At 61.1% G+C, this 23,621-nt stretch carries 16 protein-coding genes; 2 read left to right on the top strand and 14 right to left on the bottom strand.

From position 1 onward, the window contains the following. Positions 1-19: 19 nt before the first annotated feature. The 8 genes from H567_RS0100895 to H567_RS0100860 form a co-directional block, all read right to left on the bottom strand. Positions 20-1,576 (bottom strand): long-chain-fatty-acid--CoA ligase, encoded by a 1,557-nt coding sequence (locus H567_RS0100895; protein ID WP_028319949.1) that lies wholly within the window; start codon positions 1,574-1,576, stop codon positions 20-22. Between the two features lie 113 nt (positions 1,577-1,689). Beyond that, positions 1,690-2,181 (bottom strand): response regulator, encoded by a 492-nt coding sequence (locus H567_RS0100890; RefSeq protein WP_028319948.1) that lies wholly within the window; start codon positions 2,179-2,181, stop codon positions 1,690-1,692. Positions 2,182-2,576: 395 nt separating this feature from the next. Then, positions 2,577-3,860, bottom strand: a complete 1,284-nt coding sequence (locus H567_RS0100885) for a TRAP transporter large permease (RefSeq protein ID WP_028319947.1) — start codon at positions 3,858-3,860, stop codon at positions 2,577-2,579. Positions 3,861-3,863: 3 nt separating this feature from the next. Next, positions 3,864-4,355 (bottom strand): TRAP transporter small permease, encoded by a 492-nt coding sequence (locus tag H567_RS0100880; protein ID WP_028319946.1) that lies wholly within the window; start codon positions 4,353-4,355, stop codon positions 3,864-3,866. A 178-nt stretch (positions 4,356-4,533) separates the two neighbouring features. Further along, entirely contained in the window at positions 4,534-5,559 is a 1,026-nt protein-coding gene (locus H567_RS0100875) for a TRAP transporter substrate-binding protein (RefSeq protein ID WP_028319945.1), read from the bottom strand. Between the two features lie 344 nt (positions 5,560-5,903). After that, positions 5,904-7,526, bottom strand: a complete 1,623-nt coding sequence (locus H567_RS0100870) for an FAD-binding oxidoreductase (protein WP_028319944.1) — start codon at positions 7,524-7,526, stop codon at positions 5,904-5,906. Positions 7,527-7,710: 184 nt separating this feature from the next. After that, a complete protein-coding gene (locus H567_RS0100865) occupies positions 7,711-9,039 on the bottom strand; it encodes a (Fe-S)-binding protein (protein ID WP_028319943.1) in 1,329 nt (442 codons plus the stop codon). 13 nt (positions 9,040-9,052) lie between these two features. After that, positions 9,053-10,510 (bottom strand): FAD-binding oxidoreductase, encoded by a 1,458-nt coding sequence (locus H567_RS0100860; RefSeq protein ID WP_028319942.1) that lies wholly within the window; start codon positions 10,508-10,510, stop codon positions 9,053-9,055. A 693-nt stretch (positions 10,511-11,203) separates the two neighbouring features. Between H567_RS0100860 and H567_RS0100855 the strand changes: the two genes are divergently transcribed. Then, entirely contained in the window at positions 11,204-11,662 is a 459-nt protein-coding gene (locus H567_RS0100855) for a MarR family winged helix-turn-helix transcriptional regulator (protein WP_028319941.1), read from the top strand. Positions 11,663-11,745: 83 nt separating this feature from the next. Here the strand turns inward: H567_RS0100855 and H567_RS0100850 are convergent, their stop codons facing one another. Together H567_RS0100850 and H567_RS0100845 are read right to left on the bottom strand one after the other, a co-directional pair. Then, positions 11,746-13,485, bottom strand: a complete 1,740-nt coding sequence (locus H567_RS0100850; protein WP_028319940.1) for a hydantoinase B/oxoprolinase family protein — start codon at positions 13,483-13,485, stop codon at positions 11,746-11,748. Between the two features lie 2 nt (positions 13,486-13,487). Beyond that, positions 13,488-15,578: a hydantoinase/oxoprolinase family protein gene (locus H567_RS0100845; RefSeq protein ID WP_028319939.1), complete on the bottom strand. Its 2,091-nt coding sequence runs from the start codon at positions 15,576-15,578 to the stop codon at positions 13,488-13,490. A 233-nt stretch (positions 15,579-15,811) separates the two neighbouring features. On the opposite strand from H567_RS0100845, the gene H567_RS0100840 reads away from it, so the two are divergent. After that, positions 15,812-17,836 carry a 3-hydroxyacyl-CoA dehydrogenase/enoyl-CoA hydratase family protein gene (locus tag H567_RS0100840; protein WP_028319938.1) on the top strand — a complete coding sequence of 675 codons (2,025 nt, stop codon included), beginning with the start codon at positions 15,812-15,814 and terminating at the stop codon, positions 17,834-17,836. Between the two features lie 195 nt (positions 17,837-18,031). Here H567_RS0100840 and H567_RS22330 read toward each other — a convergent pair whose 3' ends face one another. From H567_RS22330 to H567_RS0100815, 4 genes are all read right to left on the bottom strand, one after another. Beyond that, entirely contained in the window at positions 18,032-20,431 is a 2,400-nt protein-coding gene (locus tag H567_RS22330) for a xanthine dehydrogenase family protein molybdopterin-binding subunit (protein WP_035252965.1), read from the bottom strand. A gap of 89 nt (positions 20,432-20,520) precedes the next feature. After that, positions 20,521-20,997, bottom strand: coding sequence for a (2Fe-2S)-binding protein (locus H567_RS0100830; protein WP_167330925.1), 477 nt, complete (start codon positions 20,995-20,997; stop codon positions 20,521-20,523). 144 nt (positions 20,998-21,141) lie between these two features. Further along, complete coding sequence (locus H567_RS0100825; protein WP_028319936.1) at positions 21,142-22,005, bottom strand: FAD binding domain-containing protein; 864 nt, start codon at positions 22,003-22,005, stop codon at positions 21,142-21,144. A gap of 233 nt (positions 22,006-22,238) precedes the next feature. Then, the gene (locus tag H567_RS0100815; protein ID WP_051184352.1) at positions 22,239-23,531 is read right to left on the bottom strand and encodes a phenylacetate--CoA ligase family protein; all 1,293 of its coding nucleotides are present in this window, start codon (positions 23,529-23,531) and stop codon (positions 22,239-22,241) included. Between the last annotated feature and the right edge of the window lie 90 nt (positions 23,532-23,621).

Below are 23,621 nucleotides of genomic sequence, written 5' to 3'. Positions count from 1 at the left end.
TATCAATGAACCGGTTTGTTCAGACCCGTCTTTCGCGCCCCTGCCAGAATTCGTCGCGGATCTTGCGCTTCAGAAGTTTGCCTGTCGGGTTGCGCGGCAGATCGGACCTGAACTCCACCGACTTGGGTTTCTTGTAACTGGCCAATTTCTGCTTGCACAGGTCGATGATCTCACGCTCCGTGGCATGCATCCCTTCCTTCAGCACCACCAGGGCCTTGACCGATTCCCCCCAGTAGTCGTCGGGGATCCCCACCACCGCCACCTCGAGCACCGCCTCGTGGCCGTAGATGACCTCCTCCACCTCCCGGGGGTATATGTTTTTGCCCCCGCTGATGATCATGTCGTTTTTCCGGTCGACGATGAAGACATAGCCCTCCGCGTCGCGCCGGCCGTAATCACCGGTGTACAACCAGCCGTTCCGGATGGTCTTGGCGGTTTCTTCGGGCAGTTCCCAATAGCCGACCGTCATGGCCTCCGTCCGCACGATGATCTCCCCGATCTCGCCGACCGGGACATCGTCTCCCTCATCATCGACGATCCGGACCTCGCAGTCGACGATCGGGCGGCCGGCTGATGCCAGGCGGGCCATCTGCTCCTCGCTGCCTTCGAGCACATGGTCCTCCGGTCTCAGCGCGGTCGTGGCCGGACCCGTTTCAGTCTGACCGTAAAGCTGCACAAAGCCGCAGTTGAAGCGCTGCATGGCCCGCTTCAGCAGCTCGACCGGCATGGGCGAGGCGGCATAGGGCATCAGCCTGAAATGCCCCAGATCGTAAGTCTCGATGTCCTTGGCCTGGAGCATGGCGTTGATCATGGTCGGGACAAACTGCGCGGTGGTGATGCGCTCCGTAGCCAGGATCTCCAGGACCTCCCGGGGATCGAAGCTGCCCTCCTTCTTGATCACGATCGTATTGGACATCAACACATGCCGGATCTGATCCTCGAAGGAGACGTGATAGAACGGAGACAGAAGCAGGACCCGGTCATCGTAGGTTAACCCAAGTTCAATAGCACAACTCATGATATTCGTCAAATTGTGATGGTGGGTCCGCATCGCCCCCTTCGGACGGCCCGTCGTTCCGGATGTGAGGAAGATGCTGAAGATGTCATCGCGGGAGATCGGCATGTCAGGTTCACCAGCAGAACCCCTTCCGAGGAAATTTTCGTAGACATTGAATCCGGGGCCCGTGTCATTCAGAACCACGGGGTGCTCCATAAAGGGCGCCCTGGGCCCGATGCCCTGGATCAACGGTATGAACTCCGGGTCAAAAAAGACGAACCGGGGCTTGATGTAATCGAAAATATAGTTCAGTTCCCCCTCTTTAAGAAGGTTGTTGATCGGAACGAGGATCCCGCCGGACTTTGCACAGGCGAAGTAGAGTTCGATGAACTCGGGGCAGTTGTGCAAAAGCAGGGCGACTCGGTCGCCTTTCTGGAGACCGGTCCGCAGCAGACTGTCGGTCAAGCGGTTGACCCGCCGATTCAATTCCCCGTAGGTCAACCGGTGCTCGCCGAATACCAGGGCGTCCTTATTTGGGAACTTTGCAGCGCTCCTCCTCAGAATATCTCCTAGGCCCATCTAACATTCCTCCATTTACAGGCTGGTGAACCAAGCTGTTGTCATGTCTAGCCGCCTCAAGAAGGATCAGCGGATACCACTGTTCAACGCGGACGACTTCAGGGCTGACCTCCTTACACTCCGTATTTGATCTTGTTCCAGATGTCCTTGTCCTTCTCCGTCCAGCCCACCCCGAACTTCCGGTCATAGTAGGAACCTAATCTCTCGAACCATCGCCACCAGGGGCTTTGCCCCTTCTCTCTCGCCTCGAGGATATCATTCAGGAAGATCTCGAGGTTCGCCATTTCTTCCTTCGGCAGATACGAGGCGGCACCGCCGCGCCAAGAGCGGGCGGCATCCTCAGGAGTCAATGCATGCGCAGTCAGCATGACCGGCATCACCTCCCGCTCGATGGCGATGTCAAGGAGGGCATACCCGTCCACACCCATGATATCGAGGATAGCGATATCGAAATATTCGGTTTCAAGTCTTTTTCTCGCCTCTTCGAAACTCGTTGCGGTCACGAGATGACACATCGTGAGCAACTCTGACAATGCATCCAAGACATCCGGCTCGTCGTCAACCAGAAGGATTTTCTTGCCTTCAAGAAGATTTTTCTGCTTCATGAGGATACCGTTGGCTTCCTTCTCCGTAAATTGAACAATCATTCACTCGAAGACGGGAATCAAGGTCCAGCCGGAAATGATCTCCTGGTAGAATCCCGTTTCCCATCCGATAATGAGGACTTATTTTCACACCCTTCGACTGCTCAGTCCCGCCACTGCGGGGCGGGTCCCGGTTTCTTCACACCTTTCGACCGCTCTATCCCACCGCTTCGCGGGCGGGTCCCGGTTCGTCCAATCTCGAGCAAACGTGCAGATGGACGCCAAGATCGGCCCATAAGACCATTTCCGGCTGGCGACGAATTAAGCTTTCACTCTCTATGGGAAACCATGCTTTCTAATCGCTCTGAACCATTCAGAAGGATTAAACGCTCCTCCCAAGAATATCGAACGATCCCTCAATCATAGAGAACATGCGGCAGCCACAATGACAACTGTGGAATGTACGCGACCAGAAACAAGATCACCACATACACGATCAGGGGCGGCATGATGGACCGGCAGATGAACGTGAATTTTTCCTTCATCACAGCGACCGAAGTGTACAGGAGCAAACCGAGGGGCGGCGTAATGTAACCGATCCCGAACCCGAGACAGAGAATGATGCCGAAGTGCACCGGATCCATGCCGTAGGCCCTGGAAAGCGGCAGCATCACCGGCGTCAGGATCGCCAGGGCCCCGATAATGTCCAGAAACGTGCCGATGACGAGTACCAGAACGACCGTCATGAACACGAAGATCCAGGGCTGCGAAATATATCTCATCGCCGTGTCGACCAGCACGTTCGGAAGATCCTGCAGCACGATGAACTCTCCGAGGGTCATGGCCCCGGCGATGATAATGACCAGCGTGCCGCTCAGAATCCCGGACTGGACAGCTAGACGCCAGATCTCTTTGAAGGAGACCTGCCGGTAAAGGAGCGTTTCGATCAGGATCGCATAGGCTGCCGCCACGACGGACGCCTCAGTCACCGTAAAAACACCGGTGTAGATCCCGACATAAAGGATCAGGGGCAGCAACAGTGACCACCCCGCTCTCCAGAAGGTCCGCCCCATGTGCATCAACCCCATGAACTGCGTCGCAGACTGCTTCTTCAACCGGCCGTAGCCGTAGGCGTACAGCGAAAGCAACACCATGATGAGCAGACCCGGAAGGATGCCCGCCACGAAAACCCGGTTGACGGAGGTGCCGGCGATCATCGCAAAGATGATCATGGGAACGCTTGGAGGGATGATGATGCCCAGGATCGAGGAAGCCGTGAGAATACCGACCGAAAACCGCCTTTCATATCGGTTTTCGTCGAGGGCCGGCATAATGATCCCGCCGATGGTGACAAGGGTGGAGATACTCGACCCTGAAATTGCACCGAACAGCCCGCAGGAATTGACCGCCGCGATCGGCAGCCCCGCGCGCAACGGGGAAACGATCGCAAAAACGAGGTCCACCAGCCGCTTCGCACTCTCCCCGCGCACCATGATATTGCCAAGGAAGATGAAAAAGGGGATGGCGATCAGAGAGTAATTATCGAGTTTCTTGATCAGGATCTGCCCGATGACCGCCATCGGCACCGGCGCAAAGAGCATGAAACAGACGAACCCCGACAGAAAAAGGGACAGGAAGACGGGGATCCGCATAAAGATCAGTATGAGCAATAACCCAATGGCAAAAGCAAGCATCAGCATCGTCTAGCCCTCTTGTTTCCCGGTAGGCCGGTCCGCAAAGATTTCACGAAAGCTCAACAGCGTTCTGACAGCGAAAAGCACCGCCGCGAAAGGCAAAACGCCGAAGAGGATCCATAGCGGAAGGCGCAGGGTAGGGCTGACATTGCTGAAGGCGTATTCCATCTGAACCACGGATATCCCCGCCCAGAAAAAGATAACGCAGGCCGCCAGCCGGACGATATTCAACCAGACGGCAAAGAATTTCCCGGTGCGGGGGAAGATATCGACGATGAAATCGACCTTGAGCTCCGAGTCGTGTTTGATGCCGGCGCTTGATCCGAGGTATACGAGAAGGATCATCAGATAGGTGGACAACTCGGCCGGCCAGGAAAGGGATGCATGAAAGAGGTAACGAAGGATTACATTGACAACAAGTATGACCAACGAGACGAGCATACACATGCCGATGCCATACTCTTCGAGCACAGTCAGGAATTTATCGATCTGCCGTGTCACTCAGCACCTCCCCTTTGCTGTAAAAACGGCCGCTACGCCAAAAAAATTCAGACCCCCTCTGCTCCTGCAGGTGCCCTCCCATTCCGACATGGAGAGCTCCTACCCCGTCTTCGAGAGCGGCTTCGGGCGGAAGAAAGCGGATCGATGGCGCGCAGCCTCCCCCCGGTAGCCGATCCCTTTATTCCACCGGAGGGCTCTTCTCCACATCCTTGACAAATTCCACCACCTTATCGAACCACTCGGCGCCGATCTGTTCACGCCACTTCGGCCAGACCTTCTCCTTCACCGCCTGCCTGAACTTGGCGTCCTCCTCCGGTTTCAGCGGTGTAAAGGTGACCCCTTTCTCCTTCATCGGAGCGATCACCCTGCATTCGTCGTAGAGTTGGGCCACACGCGCCTGGGCTGACGCCTCACGGATGACTTGCACCACCATGGTCTTCAGATCGTCCGGCAGCTTGTCGTACCATTTTTTGTTCAGGACGATGTACCATGTCCCGACGACATGGTCGGTGTGCAGGATGTACTTGGTCAGATCGTCCACCTTGAGAAAGTGGATCGCCGTTTTCGATTGTTCGATCCCGTCGATCACCTTCTGGTTCAACGCCGGATAAACCTCGGGCCACGGCATGGTGTCGGCGTTCACCCCCCATGCCTTCCACCAGTCGAGATTGATCTGCGATTCCGTACAGCGGAACTTCAGCTTTCCAACTTCTTCGAACGTGTTGATCGGTTTGGTGCTTGCGATGACATAACGGCCGAACCACATCTGGTCGACAAACATGAGGCCGGTGCGCTTTTCTCCATATTGGAAGAGTTCGTTCCGCAGTTCGTCATTCGCCAGGAACTTGGTCCATTTTTCATAGGAATCCAGGACATAAGGGCAGTAACCGATCCCGAATTCCGGGGCCATATCGGGCAGGATATTCCCGTTGGTGTAGGCGGCCTCGATCATCCCCATCTGGCACTTCTTGGTAATCTCGATCGTGTTGCCCAGTTGGAAGCTGTGGAAATACTGCACCTCCATCCGGCCCTTCGAGCGTTTTTCGATCTCGTCCTTGATCCACACCCCGGCCTTGGCATGCGACTCGATGAGCGGCGTCATGTGGGCGAGGCGCATCTTGTATTCAGCGGCCGTTGCGTTGGCGGCGATAAACCCGATACTCATGACGACGATCCCCAGCAAGATCCAAAACCCTTTTCTCATGACCTCAAACCTCCCTTTCTCAACTCAGTGATCCATTGCACCATGAGAGCCATTCGCCATCCCGTCTGCAGGCTGGGATCCTTTTCCGCCAACCCTCCCGGAAGCCGACAACCGGGTCGCCCAGTGCGATCCGGCCCTGGATGACCCTCCGCAAACCAAGATCTCCTTAAAGACCCAATGAAACCCGCAACCTCACCTTTGCGCCTCAACCCTTCCATCTCGGGTTCGGCCCAAACCTTCGGGGTTCACTCAACGGGAGGGGGCCCTGCACCGTGCAGGGCCCTTCCCGCAAGCGATGGTTCCGCCCGAGGCCCGGATACTGGATCCAGTTGCGCAGTTCTCTGTTACTCCCGGCCGCCCGAATCTCCCAGGATGTCCCCGGGGGAATCCCAGTCCCGCATGGCGTGCATCCAGGGCGCGCGGTCCACGAACAGGTCATGGGCGAGGGGCACCGGCGGGTGCGAACGCCACTTCGGGTCGAACTCGTTTTTGACCTTCAGCAGGAACTCATGGTAATTGGGGCCATACTTCGGACCCGTCAGGTACAGCGGCTGGTGGGGGCCCAGAAGCGACGTATAGGTCCGGTTCTTGATGTTCATCTTGGAGGTGTCGACGTAAAACTGGTCGACCGGGTCCGTGTCGTCGTCCTGATCCCAGTAGATCAGGAACTCCGAGTAGCCCTGGTGCCCGAGTTCGAAGCTTTGGAACCAGCCCGGGTCGCCGTAGTCCGGCATCAACGGCGGGGTGTACTTCTTCTTCAGCTCCGCGTAGCTCGGGCCGTGGTCGGGCGCCTGGGTGAGGGACTCGATGACATAGTCGACCGAGACATACCCCCCGCACATGAGCCACATGCCGGCCGAGTCGGCGTTCTTGATCCACGACTCGTCAGAGGGCTTGGTCCGCCGGGCCACCCCGCCGACCTCCGTCATGATGTCCATCAGCACCCGTTCGTCGTATTCCATCTGCTCTTCGGAGGTGAAGCCGATCAGGAGCACGCGCACGATAAAGAAGTTCGCGATGCTCTCCTCGTTCTCCTTGCCCCAGATGTCCCAGAACTCCTCCTTGCACTCGGCCTTGGCGATGGCCCGCCAGAAAAGCGGCACCTTCGTGACCGCACCCGCGATCTCGGCATGCCCGATGTTCCGCATGGCCGTCACCTGGGCATCCTTGGAGGGAACGGTGAAGTTGATCCACTTGACGCGCTTCTCGGGAAGGGCCAGGGCGGTGTTGGGGGAAATTCCGGTCGGCTCGAGCCGCTCGGGCTGGAACGGAAGGGTCTTGATCGCCATCCGCGTCACGATCCCAAGGCAGCCCCGCAGACCCGTGTAGCCCCTCAGAAGCCCGCGCAGATCCGGGCCCGGACCCTCGCCCCAGAAGGGGTCGTCCCCGGTGGCCAGAGAGCCCATCCGCAGGATCTCGCCGTCCGGCATCACCACCTCAGTCCCTAGGATCCGGCGGTGCGGCAGTCCGATCCGGTGGCTGAGCGGCGACCAACCGTCCCCGATCAGGTTCGCGATGGCCGAGGCCTGCGCCCCGCCCCCGCCGATCACCACATAGGCCCCGTGGCGCATGCACTCCTCCTGGATGGGGGAATAGACCATGCCCGGGCCCACCTCGACATAGAAATGCTTCTCGTCCAGCACGAAGTCGTTCATGCGCTTGAGGTCGATCAGGAGCGCATCCTCGACATGCGGGTGGGAGCGCGGTCCATAGAAACCGGTGCTGTAAGGGACATACGGGATGTCGTGGCGGTAGCATATCCGCACGATGCGCTGCACTTCTTCGGTTGTCCGCGGCATGATGATGCAGCCCGGAATCTTGGTCATGACCCGCTCATAGCCAAGACCGTTTTCGTATCCGCCCGGTCCACTCCGGTAGCTTTCGCAGATCACCGGATCGTCCGAGATATATTCAGGCCCGACGACGGCTTTTAGCGCCTGGTAGATTTCCTTCGTTATGGCTGGCATGATTTACCTCCTTCAGCCTGGATGTCCATTGGTCTAAACAAGAGTATTCCTGCAAAGGCTTCGCCCCGGCGTCCGGCGGTTGCGGGCACCCTGCGCGGCGGCGGTTCCTGACCGTACCCTCCGATCCTCTCTGAACCGCGGCCCCTTCGGATGAAAGCCCCGCCTTCCCGGGGTGAGGCATCGATCATCCCTCGATGGATGCCAAGATCACTTCAGAGATATCCATGACCTGCACCGGCAGTCCGTCTTCCTTCACCACCCGGCTGAAGTTGTTCTTGCACCACGGGCAGGTGGAGACCAGGGTCTCGGCGCCGACGTATTTCACCTCTTCCAGCCGCTCGGCTGCAGCCCAGCGGGCGAAGTCCGGGAAGGCCTCGCCTGTCCCCCTCCCCGCGCCGCAGCAGAAGGCGTTTTCGCGCATCCGGGGCATCTCGACCAGTTGCACTCCGGGGATCGCCTGCAGGATCTCCCGCGGTTGCGCGTAGACGCCGTTCGTCCCGCGGCGGCGCTTCAGGCGCGGTTCGACGCATCCCATCCAGCCGCGCTTGCCCTCGTAAGGGGTCCAGGGCTCGCTCAGGCGGCTCAGGCTGCACGCATCGTGATAGCTCATGCGCGTCTCGAAAGGCTTGTCCAGGTTCAAAGCCCCGTCCTTGATCTTCTCGTCCACGTATTCGACGAGGTGGAGTACCTCGAAGCCCAGGTCCGCGGTGGCGATTCCCAGGAGCTTCGGGTAATCCACCTTCCACATGCGGTACCCCTCGGCGCAGCTCGTCAGGAGGATCTTGGCCCCGGTCCTGCGGACAGCCTCCACGTTGCGCTCTGCCAGCGCCTTCGCCTCGTCGTAGAGCCCGACCGAAAACAGCGTGTTGCCGCAGCACCACTCGTCCGGCAGCAGCATGAAGTCCGTCCCCGCCGCCTTCAGGATCCGCGCCGTCGCCCGGGCGATCTCCTTGTTGGTGTAGGAGGCGCTGCACCCAACAAAGTAAAGCAATTCCGCCTTTTCGGCCGGCGTCACCCCGGAGGCCGCCACCCAGTCCCGGCGCTGCGCGTGCGCCGCGTTGAAAAAATTGTGCGTCTCGGCGATGTTGGCGGCGATCTTCTTGTGGGCCGGCATCGGTCCCACCCCGTCCTTGACCGCCTTCACCCGGAGGGCCTCCAGGCTCAGCTCGATCTCGAGGTCAAGGTTGCGCTTGCATCCTACATCGCAGGCCCCGCAAAGCGTGCACGCATACATGATCTCGAGCGCCTTCTCGTTCCAGTCGAGCACCCCTTCGGCCATGGCGTGGCCGATGCGCATCTTGCCGTAGGCGCCGTAGGCATCGAACTCGAATTTCGTCGCGCTCGGGCAGCGCGTCATGAACCGCGTCCCCGGCATATAGGTGTGGTCCACCCACGTGCAGCCCTTGCACTTGATGCAACGGCTCATATCGTAGACGAAGTTCTGGATATCGGTGACGTCCAGAGCGAACTCCGCCCTCGGCTTGTAATATCTGACAGCTGATTCCTTGCTCATTGTCCCCTCCTCCTTAGAAGCACAGGTTCCCGGGATTCATGATGTTGTTCGGGTCGAACACCTTCTTCAGCCGCTTGAGGTTCGCGGCATAGGAGGCGGCCCGCTCGTAGACGATCGGCGCGAGTTCTCCGTAGGGCCGCGTAAACACCGCGCCTTCCTTCAGGAAGGCCGCCGCTGCATCGAGGTAGAGGCTTCGCACCGCGGCCTTGGCCGCATCGTCCCCCGGATCATAGAAGAAGGTGAACTCCGGCCGGCAGGCCCGGTTGTGTTCGATCGGCTGGATGTACATCCCGATCTCCTGCGCCGGATACCCGTGCCGGGTTGCAATCTCCCGGATCCGCTCCACAAAGTGGTTCGCCGTGAGCGGCCGTGTATGGAAGAACAGGCTCTGCGAGGCCCCCTTGACCTGATTCCGCCAGTGCGGGACATCCGCAGGCCAGGGGTTCCTCAAAACCGACAGAACCCTGTGCCGCAGGCCAGGGAACCCGGGGAGATTCTCCCCCAGGTGCATCTCCGAAAACTCGTTCTTGATCACTTCGGCCAGGAAGTTCATCTCGTAGGCGATCTTTTCCTCCGGCCGGCGCAGAAGCCCGCTCACCACCAGAATCAGGGTCCAGGGAGGCAGCGCGGCCTTCATTCGCCCATAGTCCGCAGGCCAGTTCTCCGCCAGGATCGCCGCCAGATCGACCTGGTTTAGCAGCAGCACCTCTTGACCGATGCGCCTGGGCAGGATGCGGTGCAGGAACTCCATGGCATAGTTCAGGTCCTTGACGGGGGCGAACAGCACCTTGTCTTTGCGCGGGATCGATTCCATCTTGAGGTTGGTCCAGGTCACGACCCCCATCGTCCCCTGCGCGCACTGGAAGAAGCGGTAAAAATCGAGGCCCGGGCCGGAGGGGTTCGCCCCCTTCGACGGGCTGTCAGGGTAGCCGTTCACGCTCGCCGAGCCCATGCGGAAGATCTCGCCCGTCGGCCAGACGACCTCCATCGCCTCGAGCGGCTCGCCGTAGTCATAGACCTGATTCGTGGGCTCTTCGCGCTCCATGAAATCGGTCAAGACCGAGCGCTCCGCCGGCGGGGTCAGGGGCATGATCACCCGGTAGCCCGCCGCCTTGAGTTCCCGCGTCAGCTTGTCCCAGCTCACGCCGGCCTCGAAACGCACCCGCCGGTTCTCCGGATCGATCTCCAGGATGCGGTCCATCCGGCTCAGGTCCATCAGCACGCCGCCTTCCTTCGGGATCGTCGCACCGAAGAAATGCACCTTCGAACTACAGGGCACCACGGGCGTCATCATGTCATTGCAGACCTTGATGACCTCCGATACCTCGCTCGAATTTTTCGGTTTCACCACACAGCTCGGTGCAGCCGCCCGCATGTAGCTGTAATCGCTGGCGTATTCCTGCAGCCTCGCCGGGTCATCCAAGAAATTTTCCGCTCCGACCACTTCGGACAATCTTTCTTTTACATCCACGGCTCCCTCCCTATTCTCTGGTGATCAGCTCATTTCCATTTCATCCTGTGCCGCAGGGCCTCCTTGATGCGGTTTCCATCGAGGAGAACACCATCCGGTACGAAATCCACAAAATCAAAGCACGAATCATTTGCGTTTTAATTGTTAATAGTTTAACTATTAATCCGTGTCAAGAGTTTTCCGGGGTCTCATCTTTATTTTTTCGGAGGCGGTTTCCTTCCGCGGCGCAGCTATCAACCCGGAGATGCGGCTCCTTAAATCCGGGTTGGAAACGGGGTTGCACCGGAAAAACATTTCCGGATGGACATCTAGATAAACCATTTTAAATCCATATGTTCACCAGAACTGCAGGCTCTCTGCCCAGGAAAGGAACAGATGGAAACCGTCATGGGGCGGATCGGGATCGATCCCGCAAGGCGGGGATGAAACCGCTGGCATGAAACCGGGCAGTCAAGGCTGTGGGCGGGAAAAGACCTTTGCGAACAGATCAGAGGGCGGGTCAAAGATGAGAGGATCCCCAGACAGCGCACGCGGGACGCAGAAGGTGACGAGGCCCTTGGAAGGAGCCGTCAATTTCTGCGAAGAGCACCCCCGCACCGTGGGGTGAGGCAAAAAAAACACATTTCATTGTTGACAATTTATCTATTTACAGCTTAACAATGCCGTCAAGATGAAAAGGAAGGCGTAATAGACATGGTAGACAACGATTACCAGAACGACATGAGCATCGACGAAAAGGTGATGATGGCGATCGTCCGGCTAGCCGAGCGCTTCAAGAAGGAGGCCTCCGCCCTTTTCAAGCACCACGGGCTCACCTTTCCTCAATACAATGTGCTACGCGTTCTGGATGCTTCGCGGAACGGACAAAACACGATGCGGGACGTCAACCGCATCATGCTCGTCTCGGGGGCCAACATGACCGGCATCGCCAAGCGCCTCGAGAAAGCGGGGTTCATCGTCCGGCAAAACGACCCGGACGACGACCGTCTCAAACGCCTCCAGATCACCCCCAAAGGCCGCCAAGTATTGCAGGATATCGCAGCCGACAAGGAGCGGAACGTGAAACGATACCTCGCATCCTATTCGGGTGAAGAAAAACAGCTTCTGCTCAAGACGCTCTCCAGCATCCTGACGCACAAGAAGCAACGCTGACGCAAGGCCCCCAAGGCACCCGGCGACGGCCGACGCGAAGCCGGGAGACTCCCGGCCTTTCGCAGCAGACGCCGACTCCCGCCTTACCGATCGACCTTGCCTGCACCCGCCAGGCGTGCCCGCAGCGCCTCGGTGGCCGCGAGGTCCAGCGCGAGTGTCCGAGGGTCGATCACCACGCCGTACTTTTCCCGCGCCACCTCGATCGACACATAGCCGTTCTCGACATCCGCCAGGACCCGCTCGGGCTCGCGCTCATGAGGGGGACCGTATCCGCCGCCGCCGGCCGCATCCATGGTCACGACATCCCCGGGTTTGAGCTGCGTCAGCCCGTATGGATTGCCTTGCTCCTCATTGACCAGAAAACGGGCCCTCCCGCCCGGAAGACCGCCGAAGAGACCCTCGGGCGGATAGCGATAGCGGCCCGATTGGATGCCGAGTTTGACCGGCGGAAGGGGCGCATAGGCATCGTCCGGAACCCGGAAGACCACGCGCCGTCCGAGGCCCCCCTTCGTGCGTCCGGGCCCTCCTGAATCGGGCAGCAACTCCCTTCGCTCCACGATGAGCGGCGTGTCGCTCTCGAAGATCTCCACCGGCGTATTGGCGCCGTTGGCCGGAAAGATGTAGACGTAGTTGCCGTCGTCGGCCGCGCTCGCCCCCATGCCGCCGCCACGGATGATAACCGAGTGCCAGGGGTTGCCGTCCTTCCGCCGGCCGTAGAAGACATTCATCGTGGCGGGGGTGCCGCCACTCCCGGCAATCACACGCGCCGGCACCGCCCCGGCCAGGGCGCGGTAAATGATCTCCGTCACAAAATGCCCGATCTGCATCCGGGCCGCCACCGCCGCCGGGAACCGGCAGTTCACGACGCTCCCTTCGGGCGCCACCAGGTTAATCGGGGCCGCGCATCCGTCGTTGTTGGGGATGTCCGGATCGAAGATGCTCTTGACGGCCATGAAGACATAGGCGTACGTGAAATTGTAGACGACGTTTCCGCCCCAGTCCACCTGGGGCGAAGACCCTTCGAGATCCACGTGAATGTCGCTTCCCCGCACCTCCACCGCGGCCTTGATGACCACGTCCCCCTTCCCTTCCATCTGCTCCACGATCCCCTCGGCTCGATAAACCCCGTCCGGGACCTTGGCGATCGCCGACCGTATGGACTTTTCCGTACGGCCGATGATCTCGTCGGCCAGGTCGTCCAGGTTGTCCATCTCGTATTCCGCCAGCATCTGGCATATCTTCCGGGAGCAAACGTGGTTGGCGGCGATTTGCGAGCGGATGTCCCCGATGACCTCGTCGGGGGTGCGGACATTCCAGCGGATCATCTCGAGGACCGCCTCGTTGACCACCCCGCCGTCGTAAAGCTTCACCAGCGGAATGAACAGGCCGTCCTCGAAGACATCGTGGTTGTCGGAAGAGACCCGGCCGCCGATATCCGAATGGTGGAAGACGCAGGCGGTGAAGGCCGCCAGCCGCCCCTCGAAAAAGATCGGACTCATCACGCAGACGTCGTTCAAGTGCCCGGCCAGCGCCCAGGGGTCGTTGGTGATGTAGACGTCGCCGTCCCTGTGGCTCTGGAGCGGAATGCGCTCTACCAGCCGCTTGATGCCAAGGGCCATTGCGCCGGACTGCCCGGGCGTGGCGAAGGTTCCCTGGGCCAGTTCACGCCCGCGGCTGTCGGTGAACATGCAGGTGTAGTCATGCGCATCCCGCAGGAGGCTCGAGAAGGCCGTGCGCGAAACGGAGCTGTCGGCCTCGTCCACGATCGAGATCAAGCGCCGCCAAAGAATTTCCAGCGTGACGGGATCAAAGGTCCGGCCCATGATTACACCTCCTCCATATCGATCCAGAGAAAACCATATTCGTCGATCTTCACCCGGGCATCTTCGCCGACGATCAAGGTGGACTCGCGCTCCTCGATGATCGCGGGGCCCTCGAATTCCGCCCCGGCGAAGAGGCGGTAGCGGTCATAGACGGTATAGGGAATGAAGTCCCGGGTGATTCCCGAGAAGGCCGGGCGCTTCCCCTTCACGGCGTCCGCGAGGCTTCCGCCGGTCCGCGGGCATTTCGGGAGTTGCAGCAGCCGCTCGGGCAGGCTCGCGCGCACCTTGAAATTGATGAACTCGACCGGCGAATCCTTGTAGGTCCGGCCGTAGAGCCGTTCATAGATCTCGTCGAAGGCCGCCCGGATAAACTCCTTTTCGACTTCGGCAAAATCGCCGCCGGGCACGAGGACATTGGTCTCCGAACCCTGTCCGACGAAGCGCACATCCACAGAGCGCTGGAAGCTGATCGTCTCTCCGCCCGCCTTCTGGAGCGTCCGCGCCCCTTCCGTCTCCATCTCCCGGAAGATGGCCTCCAGCGAGGCGAAATCCGCCTGCTCCAGCGCCACCTTGTGGCTCCGCACAAGGTCGAAGGCCCTGGGGGCCGTGAAAAACCCAAGGGCCGAACCCACCCCGGCGTTCGGCGGCACAATCAATCGCGGGGCACCGAGCTTCTTGGCCAGGCCATAGGCGTGCACCGGACCGGCGCCCCCGAAGGCCGCCACCGTCACCACGTTCGGGTTGCCGCCCTTTTCGGCGATGTGGGTCTTGGCCGCTGCGGCCATGGTCTCGTTGATCAGATCATGGATCCCCCAGACGGCCTGCAGAAAGCTGACACCCAGCGGTCCGGCGATCTTTTCCTCCACCCCTCGGCGCGCAGCCTCCAGGTCGAGCTTCATCTCGCCGCCCAGAAAGTAGTCCGCGTCCAGATACCCCAGCAGCAGGTCGGCATCCGTCACGCACGGATCCGTCCCCCCCCGCCCGTAGCAGATGGGACCGGGGTCCGCGCTCGAACTCTCCGGACCGACCTGGAGCGTCCCCATGCGGCTCACCTTGGCGATGCTGCCGCCGCCCGCGCCGATCTCCATCAGGTCCACCACCGGCACCTGGATCGTGAGGCCGCTCCCCTTCATGAACCGCTGCACCCGCCCCACCTCGAAGGTCGGCACCACGCCGGCAACGCCTCCCTGAATGAGGCAGGACTTGGCGGTGGTACCCCCCATGTCGAAGCAGAACATCTCGGGCAGATTGAACAGCCGGCCGTAATACTGACCGGAAATCACCGCCGCGGTCGGGCCCGACTCGATGATCCGGACCGGGAACTCGGCGGCGGTCTCCACCGACGTGATCCCCCCGCTCGACAGCATGATGAAGAGCTTTCCATCGAAGCCGATGTCCTTCAATCGCCCGGAAAGACGGGAGAGGTAACGGCCGGTCAAGGGTTTGACATAGGCATTGGTGACCGTGGTGCTCGTTCGTTCGTATTCCCGGATCTGCGGCAGGACATCGTAGGAGATGGAGACGGGTAGCCCGGGCGCCTCCTCGAGAACCAGGGCCTTCAGCATCTGTTCGTGCCGGGGGTTCTCGAACGAGTTCAGAAGGCAAATCGCGATCGACTCCACCCCCGCATCCAGCAGCCGGCGGATGACCGTCCGGCCCTCCTCCGCATCGAGCGGCCTCAGAACCGTGCCGTCGCTGCGGACCCGTTCGTCCACTTCGAGACGGTATCGCCTGGGGATGAGCGGCGTGGGGAATTCGGCGAAGGTGTCATAGGGCGCGTACCGGATCTCACGCCCCAACTCCAGGACGTCGCGGAACCCTTTCGTGGTGATCAGGCCGGTCCTGGCCCCTTTGCGCTCGATGATGGCGTTGATGACCAGGGTCGTTCCGTGGATGACCTCATCCAACCCCCCGACAAAACCAGGGACCCGCCCCTCCAGTTCCTGGATGCCCTGCACCACGGCATCCGAAGGGTCCTTCGGCGTCGTCAGGCATTTGTTGATCGTCAGTTCGCCGGTCTGGTCGTCGAGTAGAACGAAGTCGGTGAACGTTCCCCCAATGTCGCAACCCAATCGAAAACGCTTTTGGGACATGCCCATTCCTCCCTTTCCATATCCTGACTCGAGGCCATACGGCTCGGGCCGGAAATTCGTGCGACCCCGGCCAGCCTCCGTCGCCGCCCCATCCTCTTCTGTTTGCCATCCCCGGCTTTTCGCTTGACACTGTTCTTGTACACAGTATACAGATTATAGTAAAGCAAAAAATGGCGGAAAATCCCGCCCCCGGCCAGACACGTCGAGGGGCCCCTTTTCTCAGGAGATCGGCGATGGATCACGAAAAAAGACTCTACCCGTCTGCCTTCAATCCCCTTTTTCAGCAGCCCGTCCGGCCCCTGCCGGAGGTCATCGGCATCGTCGGTGCCGGGACCATCGGGCCGGACATCGGTTATTACTTCAAGAGCGCCCTTCCAGAAACCGCGCTCACGCTGGTCGACGTGGCCGAACCCCCTCTGCTCGCGGCCGAAAAACGCCTCTCGGGCTACGCCGAAAAGGCTGTTCAGCGCGGCAGGATGACCCGCGAAAAAGCGGCCCGAATCCTGGAAAACATCCATTACACAACTGATTACCGACGTCTGGAAGGCTGTCAACTCATCATCGAGGCCGCCACGGAGCGCATCCCTCTCAAACGGGAGATCTTCGCCCGGGTCGAGGCGATCGTCGCTCCTGAGGCCGTCATCGCCTCCAACACCAGTTCGATCCCTGCGGACCGCATCTTCTCCGGGCTGCGGCATCCGGAGCGCGCCACCGTCACCCACTTCTTCGCACCGGCCTGGCGCAACCCGGCGGTGGAGGTGATCCGCTGGGAGAAGGCCGACCCCGGCATCGTGGCCTACCTGTGCTGGCTCTTCGCCATGACCGGCAAGGCGCCCGTCGTCACGGACAATGTCATCTGCTTCATGCTGGATCGCGTCTTCGACAACTGGTGCAACGAAGCCGCCAGGCTCCTCGACCGGGCGACCGCCGCCGAGATCGACGCCGTCGCCGAGGAATTCGCCTCTGCGGGGCCCTTTTTCGTCCTCAATCTGGCAAACGGCAACCCCATTATCGTCGAGGCCAACACCCTCCAAATGGAAGAAGGATCCTCTTATCGGCCGGCCCTCATCCTTCAATCGGTCGACCGGTGGAACACCGCGAAGCCGGGAACAGGGCTGAAGGTCCCCGCCGATGTCAGCCAGTCCGTGCGTGACCGGCTCCTCGGGATCCTTTTTTCGCAGGCTTTCGACATCGTCGACCGCGGCATCGGCACACGGGAGGATCTCCATTTCGGGTGCCAGATCGCCCTGGATTTCAAAAAAGGGCCCTTCGATTTTCTGGCGGACCTGGGTGAGGCGGAGGCTGGACGGATCATGAAAAGATTCGAGGCGGAGCGTCCTGGATTCCCCCGGGCTAAGGGACCCCTTTCCTTCTACCAGGATTTCTATCGCACCCTCCTGATCGACGACCTGGACGGGATCAAGGTGATCACCATCCGGCGGCCGCAGGCCAGGAACGCCCTCAACCTGAACATCGTGCAGGAAGTCCTGTCTGTGCTGGAGCGACACACCCCGGATCCGGCCGTCAAAGGATTCGTGTTGACCGGCTATGGACCGAGCGCCTTTTCCGCAGGCGCCGATATCGGCCGTTTCCGGGAGGTCCTCGGCCGTTTCGACGCATCGATCGCTGATGCCCGCGAATGGGCAAAGGTCCAACGCTTCCTCGACCGGATGGACAAGCCCGTGGTGGCGGCTGTAAACGGCATGGCCCTCGGGGGTGGACTGGAACTCGCCATCCGCTGCCATGCGATGGTGGCGACCCGCAACGCCCTTTTCCAATTCCCCGAAATCACCCTCGGCATCCTGCCGGGGATCGGCGGCTGCATCGTGCCCTACCGAAAATGGCCGCAAAGCGCCGCCCGCTTCCATGACATGCTGTGCCTCGCCGCCCCCCTCGGGGCCGAAGAGGCCTTCGCGGCGGGGATCGTAACGGACCTCTCCGCCGACTACGCCGCCTTGATCCAGGATGCCGCAGCAGCTGCCCGGGCCCTCCAGGGCCGAATCCCGCGCATCCCCGACGGAAAGGTCGACCTGCCCCCCTTCAATCTTCCCGCCGAGCCCAGGTCCGGCTCGCTGCGCTTGAGCCGGGAAGCCCTCTCCGTGATGATGGAGACCATCGAAGCCGGGGCGGCCGCAGCGACCCTTGAAGCAGCCCTCGAAGCAGGCTACCGCGGGTTTGCGAGAATCGTTTGCCTGGATGCAGCCAGGGAGGGGATCGCAGCGTTCCTGGAAAAGCGGAAACCCGTCTACCAAAAATAGGCACCCGCTGGTAGCAGTGGCTCCGGCAGGTGCACCCCGAGACCGGAGCCATACGCAAAGGGGTCGCCCTTCAGTCCATGGAAGCAGGTGGCCTTTCTGCTTTGAACGACACCAACGTATCCGGTGATGATCCGTCCGGGGTCCTGCAGTCGCCCGCCCGGCAATCCCATCCAGGCAGGGCGGGCCGCCTCGGGTTTACGCCGCCTTTTTCCGTGCTTTCAGGGCCGCCAGGACCTTCTGCGGGGTGATGGGCAGATCCGTGATCCTGAGACCGATCGCGTCGTAGACCGCGTTCGCGATCGCCGGGGCCGTCGGCACCAATCCGGGCTCACCCACGCCCTTCGCCCCGAAAGGACCCTCCGGGTCGTGCGTTTCGACGCAGGTGATGTCGATCGGAAAATCCACATCGGGCGCCGAGAGGATCTTGTAATCCAGGAAGTTGGGATTCAGGTTGCGCCCCTTCTCCGTCTTGAACTCCTCGCAGAGGGCATAGCCGAGGCCCTGGACGATCCCTCCGTAGATCTGCCCCTTGATGGTCTGCTGATTGATCACCTGGCCGACGTCGTGCGCCGCCGCGAACCGGAGGATCTTGACCCGTCCCGTCTCGGTGTCCACCTCGACCTCGGCGCCCTGGGCCCCCGTGATGTAGGCCGCCGACATGTTGCCGCGGCAGGTCTTCATGTCGATCATCTGGTTGCAGGGGTCATAGAAGGCCTCCGTGACGATCATGGTCCCCTGCTCCTTGAAATGCGCCTCGCGCAAAATCTCCTCGATGCTCAATTGCAGGAAGGGGTTGTCCGGCTCCTCGCGGAGGAAGACGATGTTTTTCTTGAGATCGAATTCCGAGGGGTCGCAGTAGCGCTCGTAGTCGAGGTCCGGGATCTCGAAATCAGGCTCCTTCTTCTTCCGCAGCTTCATCCGGAAATGGACCCTCGGCATGAAATGCTCGGCCGCCAGTTCGAAGATCCTTTTTCTCGCCTTCTGAGCCGCCTGGATGGCCGCGTTGCATGAGGTGAACGCGCCCCGGCTCGCATGCGTCCCCACATCCCACGGACAGGTGGCCGTATCGCCCGACACCACCATGACCCGGTCCGGGGTCACACCGAGCGCCTCGGCGGTCGCCACCGCCAGCGCGCTGTGGAACCCCTGCCCCATCTCGACCCCGCCCGTGATCACCGACACATGGCCGAAATCGTCCAGCTTCATGATGATTCCGGTGCCGTCGGAGCGGTAAACCCGGCCCGAGCCGCCCACGTGGAACAGGGAGGCCATACCGACCCCGCGCGCCTTTCCCCGCTGTTGACCCCGCTTGGCCTTCCAGTCGAGCTTTTCGGCGACGGTCCTCAAACACTCCTCGTGGCCGCAGGAGGTGATGTTGAGCCCCATCGGCGTGATGTCGTTCGGGATGTTGCAGTTCAGGAGCCGGAATTCATAGGGGTCGATCCCGGCCGCCTCTGCAAGTTCGTCCAGATTGCTCTCGAGCGCCCATGCCGCCTGCGGATTCCCGTATCCGCGCATGGCCTGGCAGTAGGTGTTGTTGGTGTAGACGATGGTGGTCTCGTAAAAGACGTTGGGCACACGATACAGGGACGAGATCGGCAGCATCATCACACTCGGCGTCGTCGCCCCCCAGGAGGTGTAGGCGCCGTTGTCGAGCAGCATGCGGATCTCGCGGAAGGTCAGCTTCCCCTCGCGGCTGCAGCCCTGGATGATGTGCGTCCGCGTGGGCTGCCGGGGTGAGAGGTAGGCGAACTCCTCCTCCCGGTTGAGGACGATCTTCACCGGCCTTCCCGTCTTGTAGGCGAGAAGGATGGCGATGTACTCGTAGCCATGGGTGTCCAGGCCCGTCCCGAAGGAGCCCCCCAGCGCCGGCACGATCACCCGGCTGTTCTTTCCCTTCAGCCCCATGGCCGACAGGGCGGCGTTGAAGTCGTTCTGGGCCAGGAAGGGGATCTGGGTCTTCGTGTGGATGATCAGATTGCCTTGAAGATCGAACTCCGCGACGCATCCCGCCGTACCCATGCAGGACTGCTGGATGAGCGGCGTGGAAAAACGGCCCTCGGCCACAAAAGCGGCCTCCTGCTTCGCCTTTTCCACGTCTCCTGCAACAAACTTCCAGGGAACGGGCACCCGGTTGTCCACTTTGGGCCGGCCCCGGGCATCCGTTTCGTGGACCAGAGGCGCGCCTTCCTGCAGGGCCTCTTCCGGGTCGAAGACGCCGGGGAGTTCCTCGTATTCGACCTCGATGAGATCCACCGCCTCCGCAGCGATCTCCGGGTCGATCGCGGCCACCGCCGCCACCTCGTCCCGGAACTGGCGCACCTTGTCCCGCTTGAGCGCCACATTGTCCTTGATGAATCCGATCCGGATCTGCGGCGTGTTGCAGCCTGTAATCACCGCGCGGACCCCCGCCAGACGCTCGGCCTTGGAGGTGTCGATGGCCTTGATCCTGGCATGGGCGTATCGGCTGTATTTGATCTTGCCGTACAGCATGCCCGGCCGAACGAAGTCATGAATGTAGACGGCCTTGCCGGCCGCTTTATCGGGGGCGTCCGGCCTTGGAAGCTCGGTGCCGATGAAGTCGAATTGCGTCATGTTTTCCCCTCTTCCTTATACACCCGCTGGAAATTCCCGCGCGGACAAGCGCCCCAGCGGGGTGCATGCCTTTCTTTCACAAAGCCTTGTCAGGCCGCCCCTTCCTCCGCCGCCCGCCGGACAGCCTCAACGATCTGGAGATATCCCGTGCAGCGGCAAAGGTTTCCGGAAATCGCCCGCCGGATCTCGGCCTCGTTCGGATGCGGCGTCTCGTCCAGCAGCGCCTTGGCCGACAGGATCATCCCCGGCGTGCAGAACCCGCACTGGACCGCTCCGTGCTCCACGAAGGCGGCCTGGATCGGGTGGAGGCGGTTTCCCTCACCTACCAGACCTTCGATCGTCGTGACGCTTTTGCCTGCGATCTCGAAGGCAGGATAGAGGCAGGAATCCACCGGCACCCCGTCGACCAGAACCGTACAGGCTCCGCACTCTCCCTGGCCGCACCCGGCCTTCACGCCGGTCAGCTCGAAATCCTCCCGCAAAACCTCCAGGAGCACCCTATGCGCCTCCACCTCCGAAGAAACCTCGTAACCGTTCAAACGAAACCGGATCTCCTTCTTCATCATTCCTCCCCTGGAAAAACACCCTATCCAGACACGACTTTTCAGACCGCCCCGAATCGGCTCCCTCCCGGACGCTTCCCCCCGACGGCCTTTTCGTCTCGATCCATGATCAGCGTTTCCGGAGGGCCCCAGCGTCGACCCGTACCCTCAGTCGGAGCGGCCGACCGTCTCGAGCGCCTGCTGCAAGCCCCTCTTCACCAGGACACCCGCCACGGTGCAGCGGTACTCCGCCGTAGCGCGGACATCGCTGATCGGCCGGACCTCTTCTGCGGCCTCCGCAGCAGCCGCCTCCAGCAGATCGGGGTCGATCCTGCGGCCCTCGATCCGTTTTTCCGTCCTGCGCAGCCTGAGCGGCACCGGCGCGACGGCGCCGGCCGCCAGCCGACATCTGCGGCAGACGCCGCCCTCCATCTCCACCAGGACGGCCATATTCACCACAGCGATATCCTGGCTCACGCGCCCGATCTTGAGGAAAGCGCTGCCGGTTTGCCCGCCCGGCTGCGGCACCCGGATGCCGGTCATGACCTCTTCAGGCCTCTTGCAGGTCTGTCCCGGGCCGATGAAGAAATCCTCGATCGCAACCTCACGGACCCCGCCCGGGCCTTCCAACGCGATGCGCGCATCCAGAACGAGCAACGGAGGGGCGCAATCGGCTGAAGGCGCGGCGTTGCAAAGGTTTCCCCCGATCGTAGCCACGTTACGGAGCTGTGGATTGGCCAGCACCTTCACCGCCTGAAACAGCGCAGGGAGGGCCCGCTCGACGGAGGCCGATCTTTCGATCTCCCTGAAGAGGCACATGCCCCCGAAGCGCCATTCGCCGTTCTTGGCAATCCCCCGCAGCTCCGGGATCCCCCTCAGTGAAACCAGCGCGTCCACGGCCATCGCACCCTGCTTCAACCGCACGATGAGGTCCGTGCCTCCAGCAATATACCTGGCTTCACCGGTCTGTTCTTCCATGATCTTCAGCGCATCCCTCAGGGAGTGCGGCTGATGATAGTCAAATCTTCGCATGATATGGACGCCCTTTCTTGAACATGAATCCGACGGCCGAAAATCCTCGGTTGCTCGTCCACGCGCAGGCCGTCCGGCACACCGCAAGGCAGCTTTCGGACCGTGCCACCCCTGAACCCCGATCGGCGAACCGGTCTCTGAAGAGGCTCTTCCCGCCATCCGCCGACCCGCCTTTGATCCCCAAGAGACATTCCCCGCTCGAGCCCGCCGAATGATTCCCGAGTGGAAAACCCTTAAAGATCGCGGTTGTCGAAGACCCGTTTGCTCTTCCGCTCCGAACGCGGCAGAGAGCCGTAAGCGACCATCTCGATGTTGGCGCTCACCATGATCTGTTTTTTGATGTCACCGGCGATCGCCCGAGCCACGGCATCATCCCGGGAAGGATCGCCCTCCGGCTCCCGTTCGACTTTCAGGAGCATGTAATCCCGGCCGTCGGAGCCATGGTCCAGAATGATCTGGTACTCGCTGCCGATCCCGCTCACGCCGGAAAGCACATGGTCGATCTGCCCGGGGTAGACATTCACGGCGCGAAAGATGATCATGTCATCCGATCGGCCCAGCAGCCGGTCGTGCCGAGGCAGGATGGAACCGCATGGGCAGACCCCGGGGATCAGGCGGGTCAGATCCCTGGTGCGGTAGCGGATGAGAGGCACCGCCTCCTTCGCGAGAGTGGTGACGACCATCTCACCCGTTTCCCCCTCCGGAACCGGCTGGAGCGTCTCAGGATCAAGGATCTCGAGGATATAGTAATCCGCCCAATAGTGGATCCCCGTGTGATGAAGGCAGTCGAGACCGGTCCCGGGCCCATACAGTTCCGTCATGCCCGGGATATCGAACATGTGCTCCACCCCCAGGAGATCCCGTATCCGGTCACGCATGGCCTGGCTGCAGCGTTCGGAGCCGAAGATCATCTTCTTCACGTTGATCTGATCGAGGATCCCCCGCCTTCTGACCTCCTCCGCCAGAAGAAGCCCCATCGAGGCGGTGCAGCAAACGACCGTGGTCTGAAAATCCACGAGGAACTGGCACTGCATGTCCAGGTTGCCCGGGCCCGCCGGAATCGCCATGGCGCCGAAGGTCTCGCACCCTAGCTGGAAGCCGATCCCGGCAGTCCACACCCCGTATCCGACCGCGATCTGGATCCTGTCTTCTACCGTAAGCCTGGCCATCTCGTAGCACCGTGCAAAGAAGTGGGCCCAATCCTGGACATCCTTTTGGCTGTAAGAAAGCACTTTCCTCTTGCCGGTGGTCCCGGACGAGGCGTGGATCCGGACCACCTTCTCGAACGGCACCGAGAGCAGAGGGAATGGGTACCCCTCCTTCAAGTCCTCCGCCGTCGTAAACGGGAGCCGCTCGATGTCGGCCAGAGACCGGATTTGATCCGGCCTAACCCCGGCCTGCTCCAGTTTGGCGCGGTACACCGGAGAACCATGGTAGGCGTGGTTGACGGTCCACTTCAGACCTTCCAGCTGCAGTGCCTTCAGCTCCTCTTGCGTTTTGACGGTAGGCATAAACGTTTTCGTCATTTCTTTCCTGTACCCCTTTTTCGCAGACCGGATGTTTGACATCCCCTCATTGTCCAAGCCACGTTGCTCTCCGGTCTGGAACACGTTGGG

It is taken from the genome of Desulfatiglans anilini DSM 4660 (genome assembly GCF_000422285.1).
In the GTDB taxonomy this organism is placed as follows: domain Bacteria; phylum Desulfobacterota; class DSM-4660; order Desulfatiglandales; family Desulfatiglandaceae; genus Desulfatiglans; species Desulfatiglans anilini.
Note: the sequence above shows the minus strand (reverse complement) of the source record. Positions and strands in the feature narration are given on the sequence as shown.

Coding starts and splice junctions, on each gene's coding strand:
- H567_RS0100895 (WP_028319949.1), bottom strand. CDS start 1,576: ATGGGCCTAGGAGATATTCTGAGGAGGAGCGCTGCAAAGTTCCCAAAT.
- H567_RS0100890 (WP_028319948.1), bottom strand. CDS start 2,181: ATGAAGCAGAAAAATCTTCTTGAAGGCAAGAAAATCCTTCTGGTTGAC.
- H567_RS0100885 (WP_028319947.1), bottom strand. CDS start 3,860: ATGCTGATGCTTGCTTTTGCCATTGGGTTATTGCTCATACTGATCTTT.
- H567_RS0100875 (WP_028319945.1), bottom strand. CDS start 5,559: ATGAGAAAAGGGTTTTGGATCTTGCTGGGGATCGTCGTCATGAGTATC.
- H567_RS0100870 (WP_028319944.1), bottom strand. CDS start 7,526: ATGCCAGCCATAACGAAGGAAATCTACCAGGCGCTAAAAGCCGTCGTC.
- H567_RS0100865 (WP_028319943.1), bottom strand. CDS start 9,039: ATGAGCAAGGAATCAGCTGTCAGATATTACAAGCCGAGGGCGGAGTTC.
- H567_RS0100855 (WP_028319941.1), top strand. CDS start 11,204: ATGGTAGACAACGATTACCAGAACGACATGAGCATCGACGAAAAGGTG.
- H567_RS0100850 (WP_028319940.1), bottom strand. CDS start 13,485: ATGGGCCGGACCTTTGATCCCGTCACGCTGGAAATTCTTTGGCGGCGC.
- H567_RS0100845 (WP_028319939.1), bottom strand. CDS start 15,578: ATGTCCCAAAAGCGTTTTCGATTGGGTTGCGACATTGGGGGAACGTTC.
- H567_RS0100840 (WP_028319938.1), top strand. CDS start 15,812: ATGGATCACGAAAAAAGACTCTACCCGTCTGCCTTCAATCCCCTTTTT.
- H567_RS22330 (WP_035252965.1), bottom strand. CDS start 20,431: ATGACGCAATTCGACTTCATCGGCACCGAGCTTCCAAGGCCGGACGCC.
- H567_RS0100830 (WP_167330925.1), bottom strand. CDS start 20,997: ATGATGAAGAAGGAGATCCGGTTTCGTTTGAACGGTTACGAGGTTTCT.
- H567_RS0100825 (WP_028319936.1), bottom strand. CDS start 22,005: ATGCGAAGATTTGACTATCATCAGCCGCACTCCCTGAGGGATGCGCTG.
- H567_RS0100815 (WP_051184352.1), bottom strand. CDS start 23,531: ATGACGAAAACGTTTATGCCTACCGTCAAAACGCAAGAGGAGCTGAAG.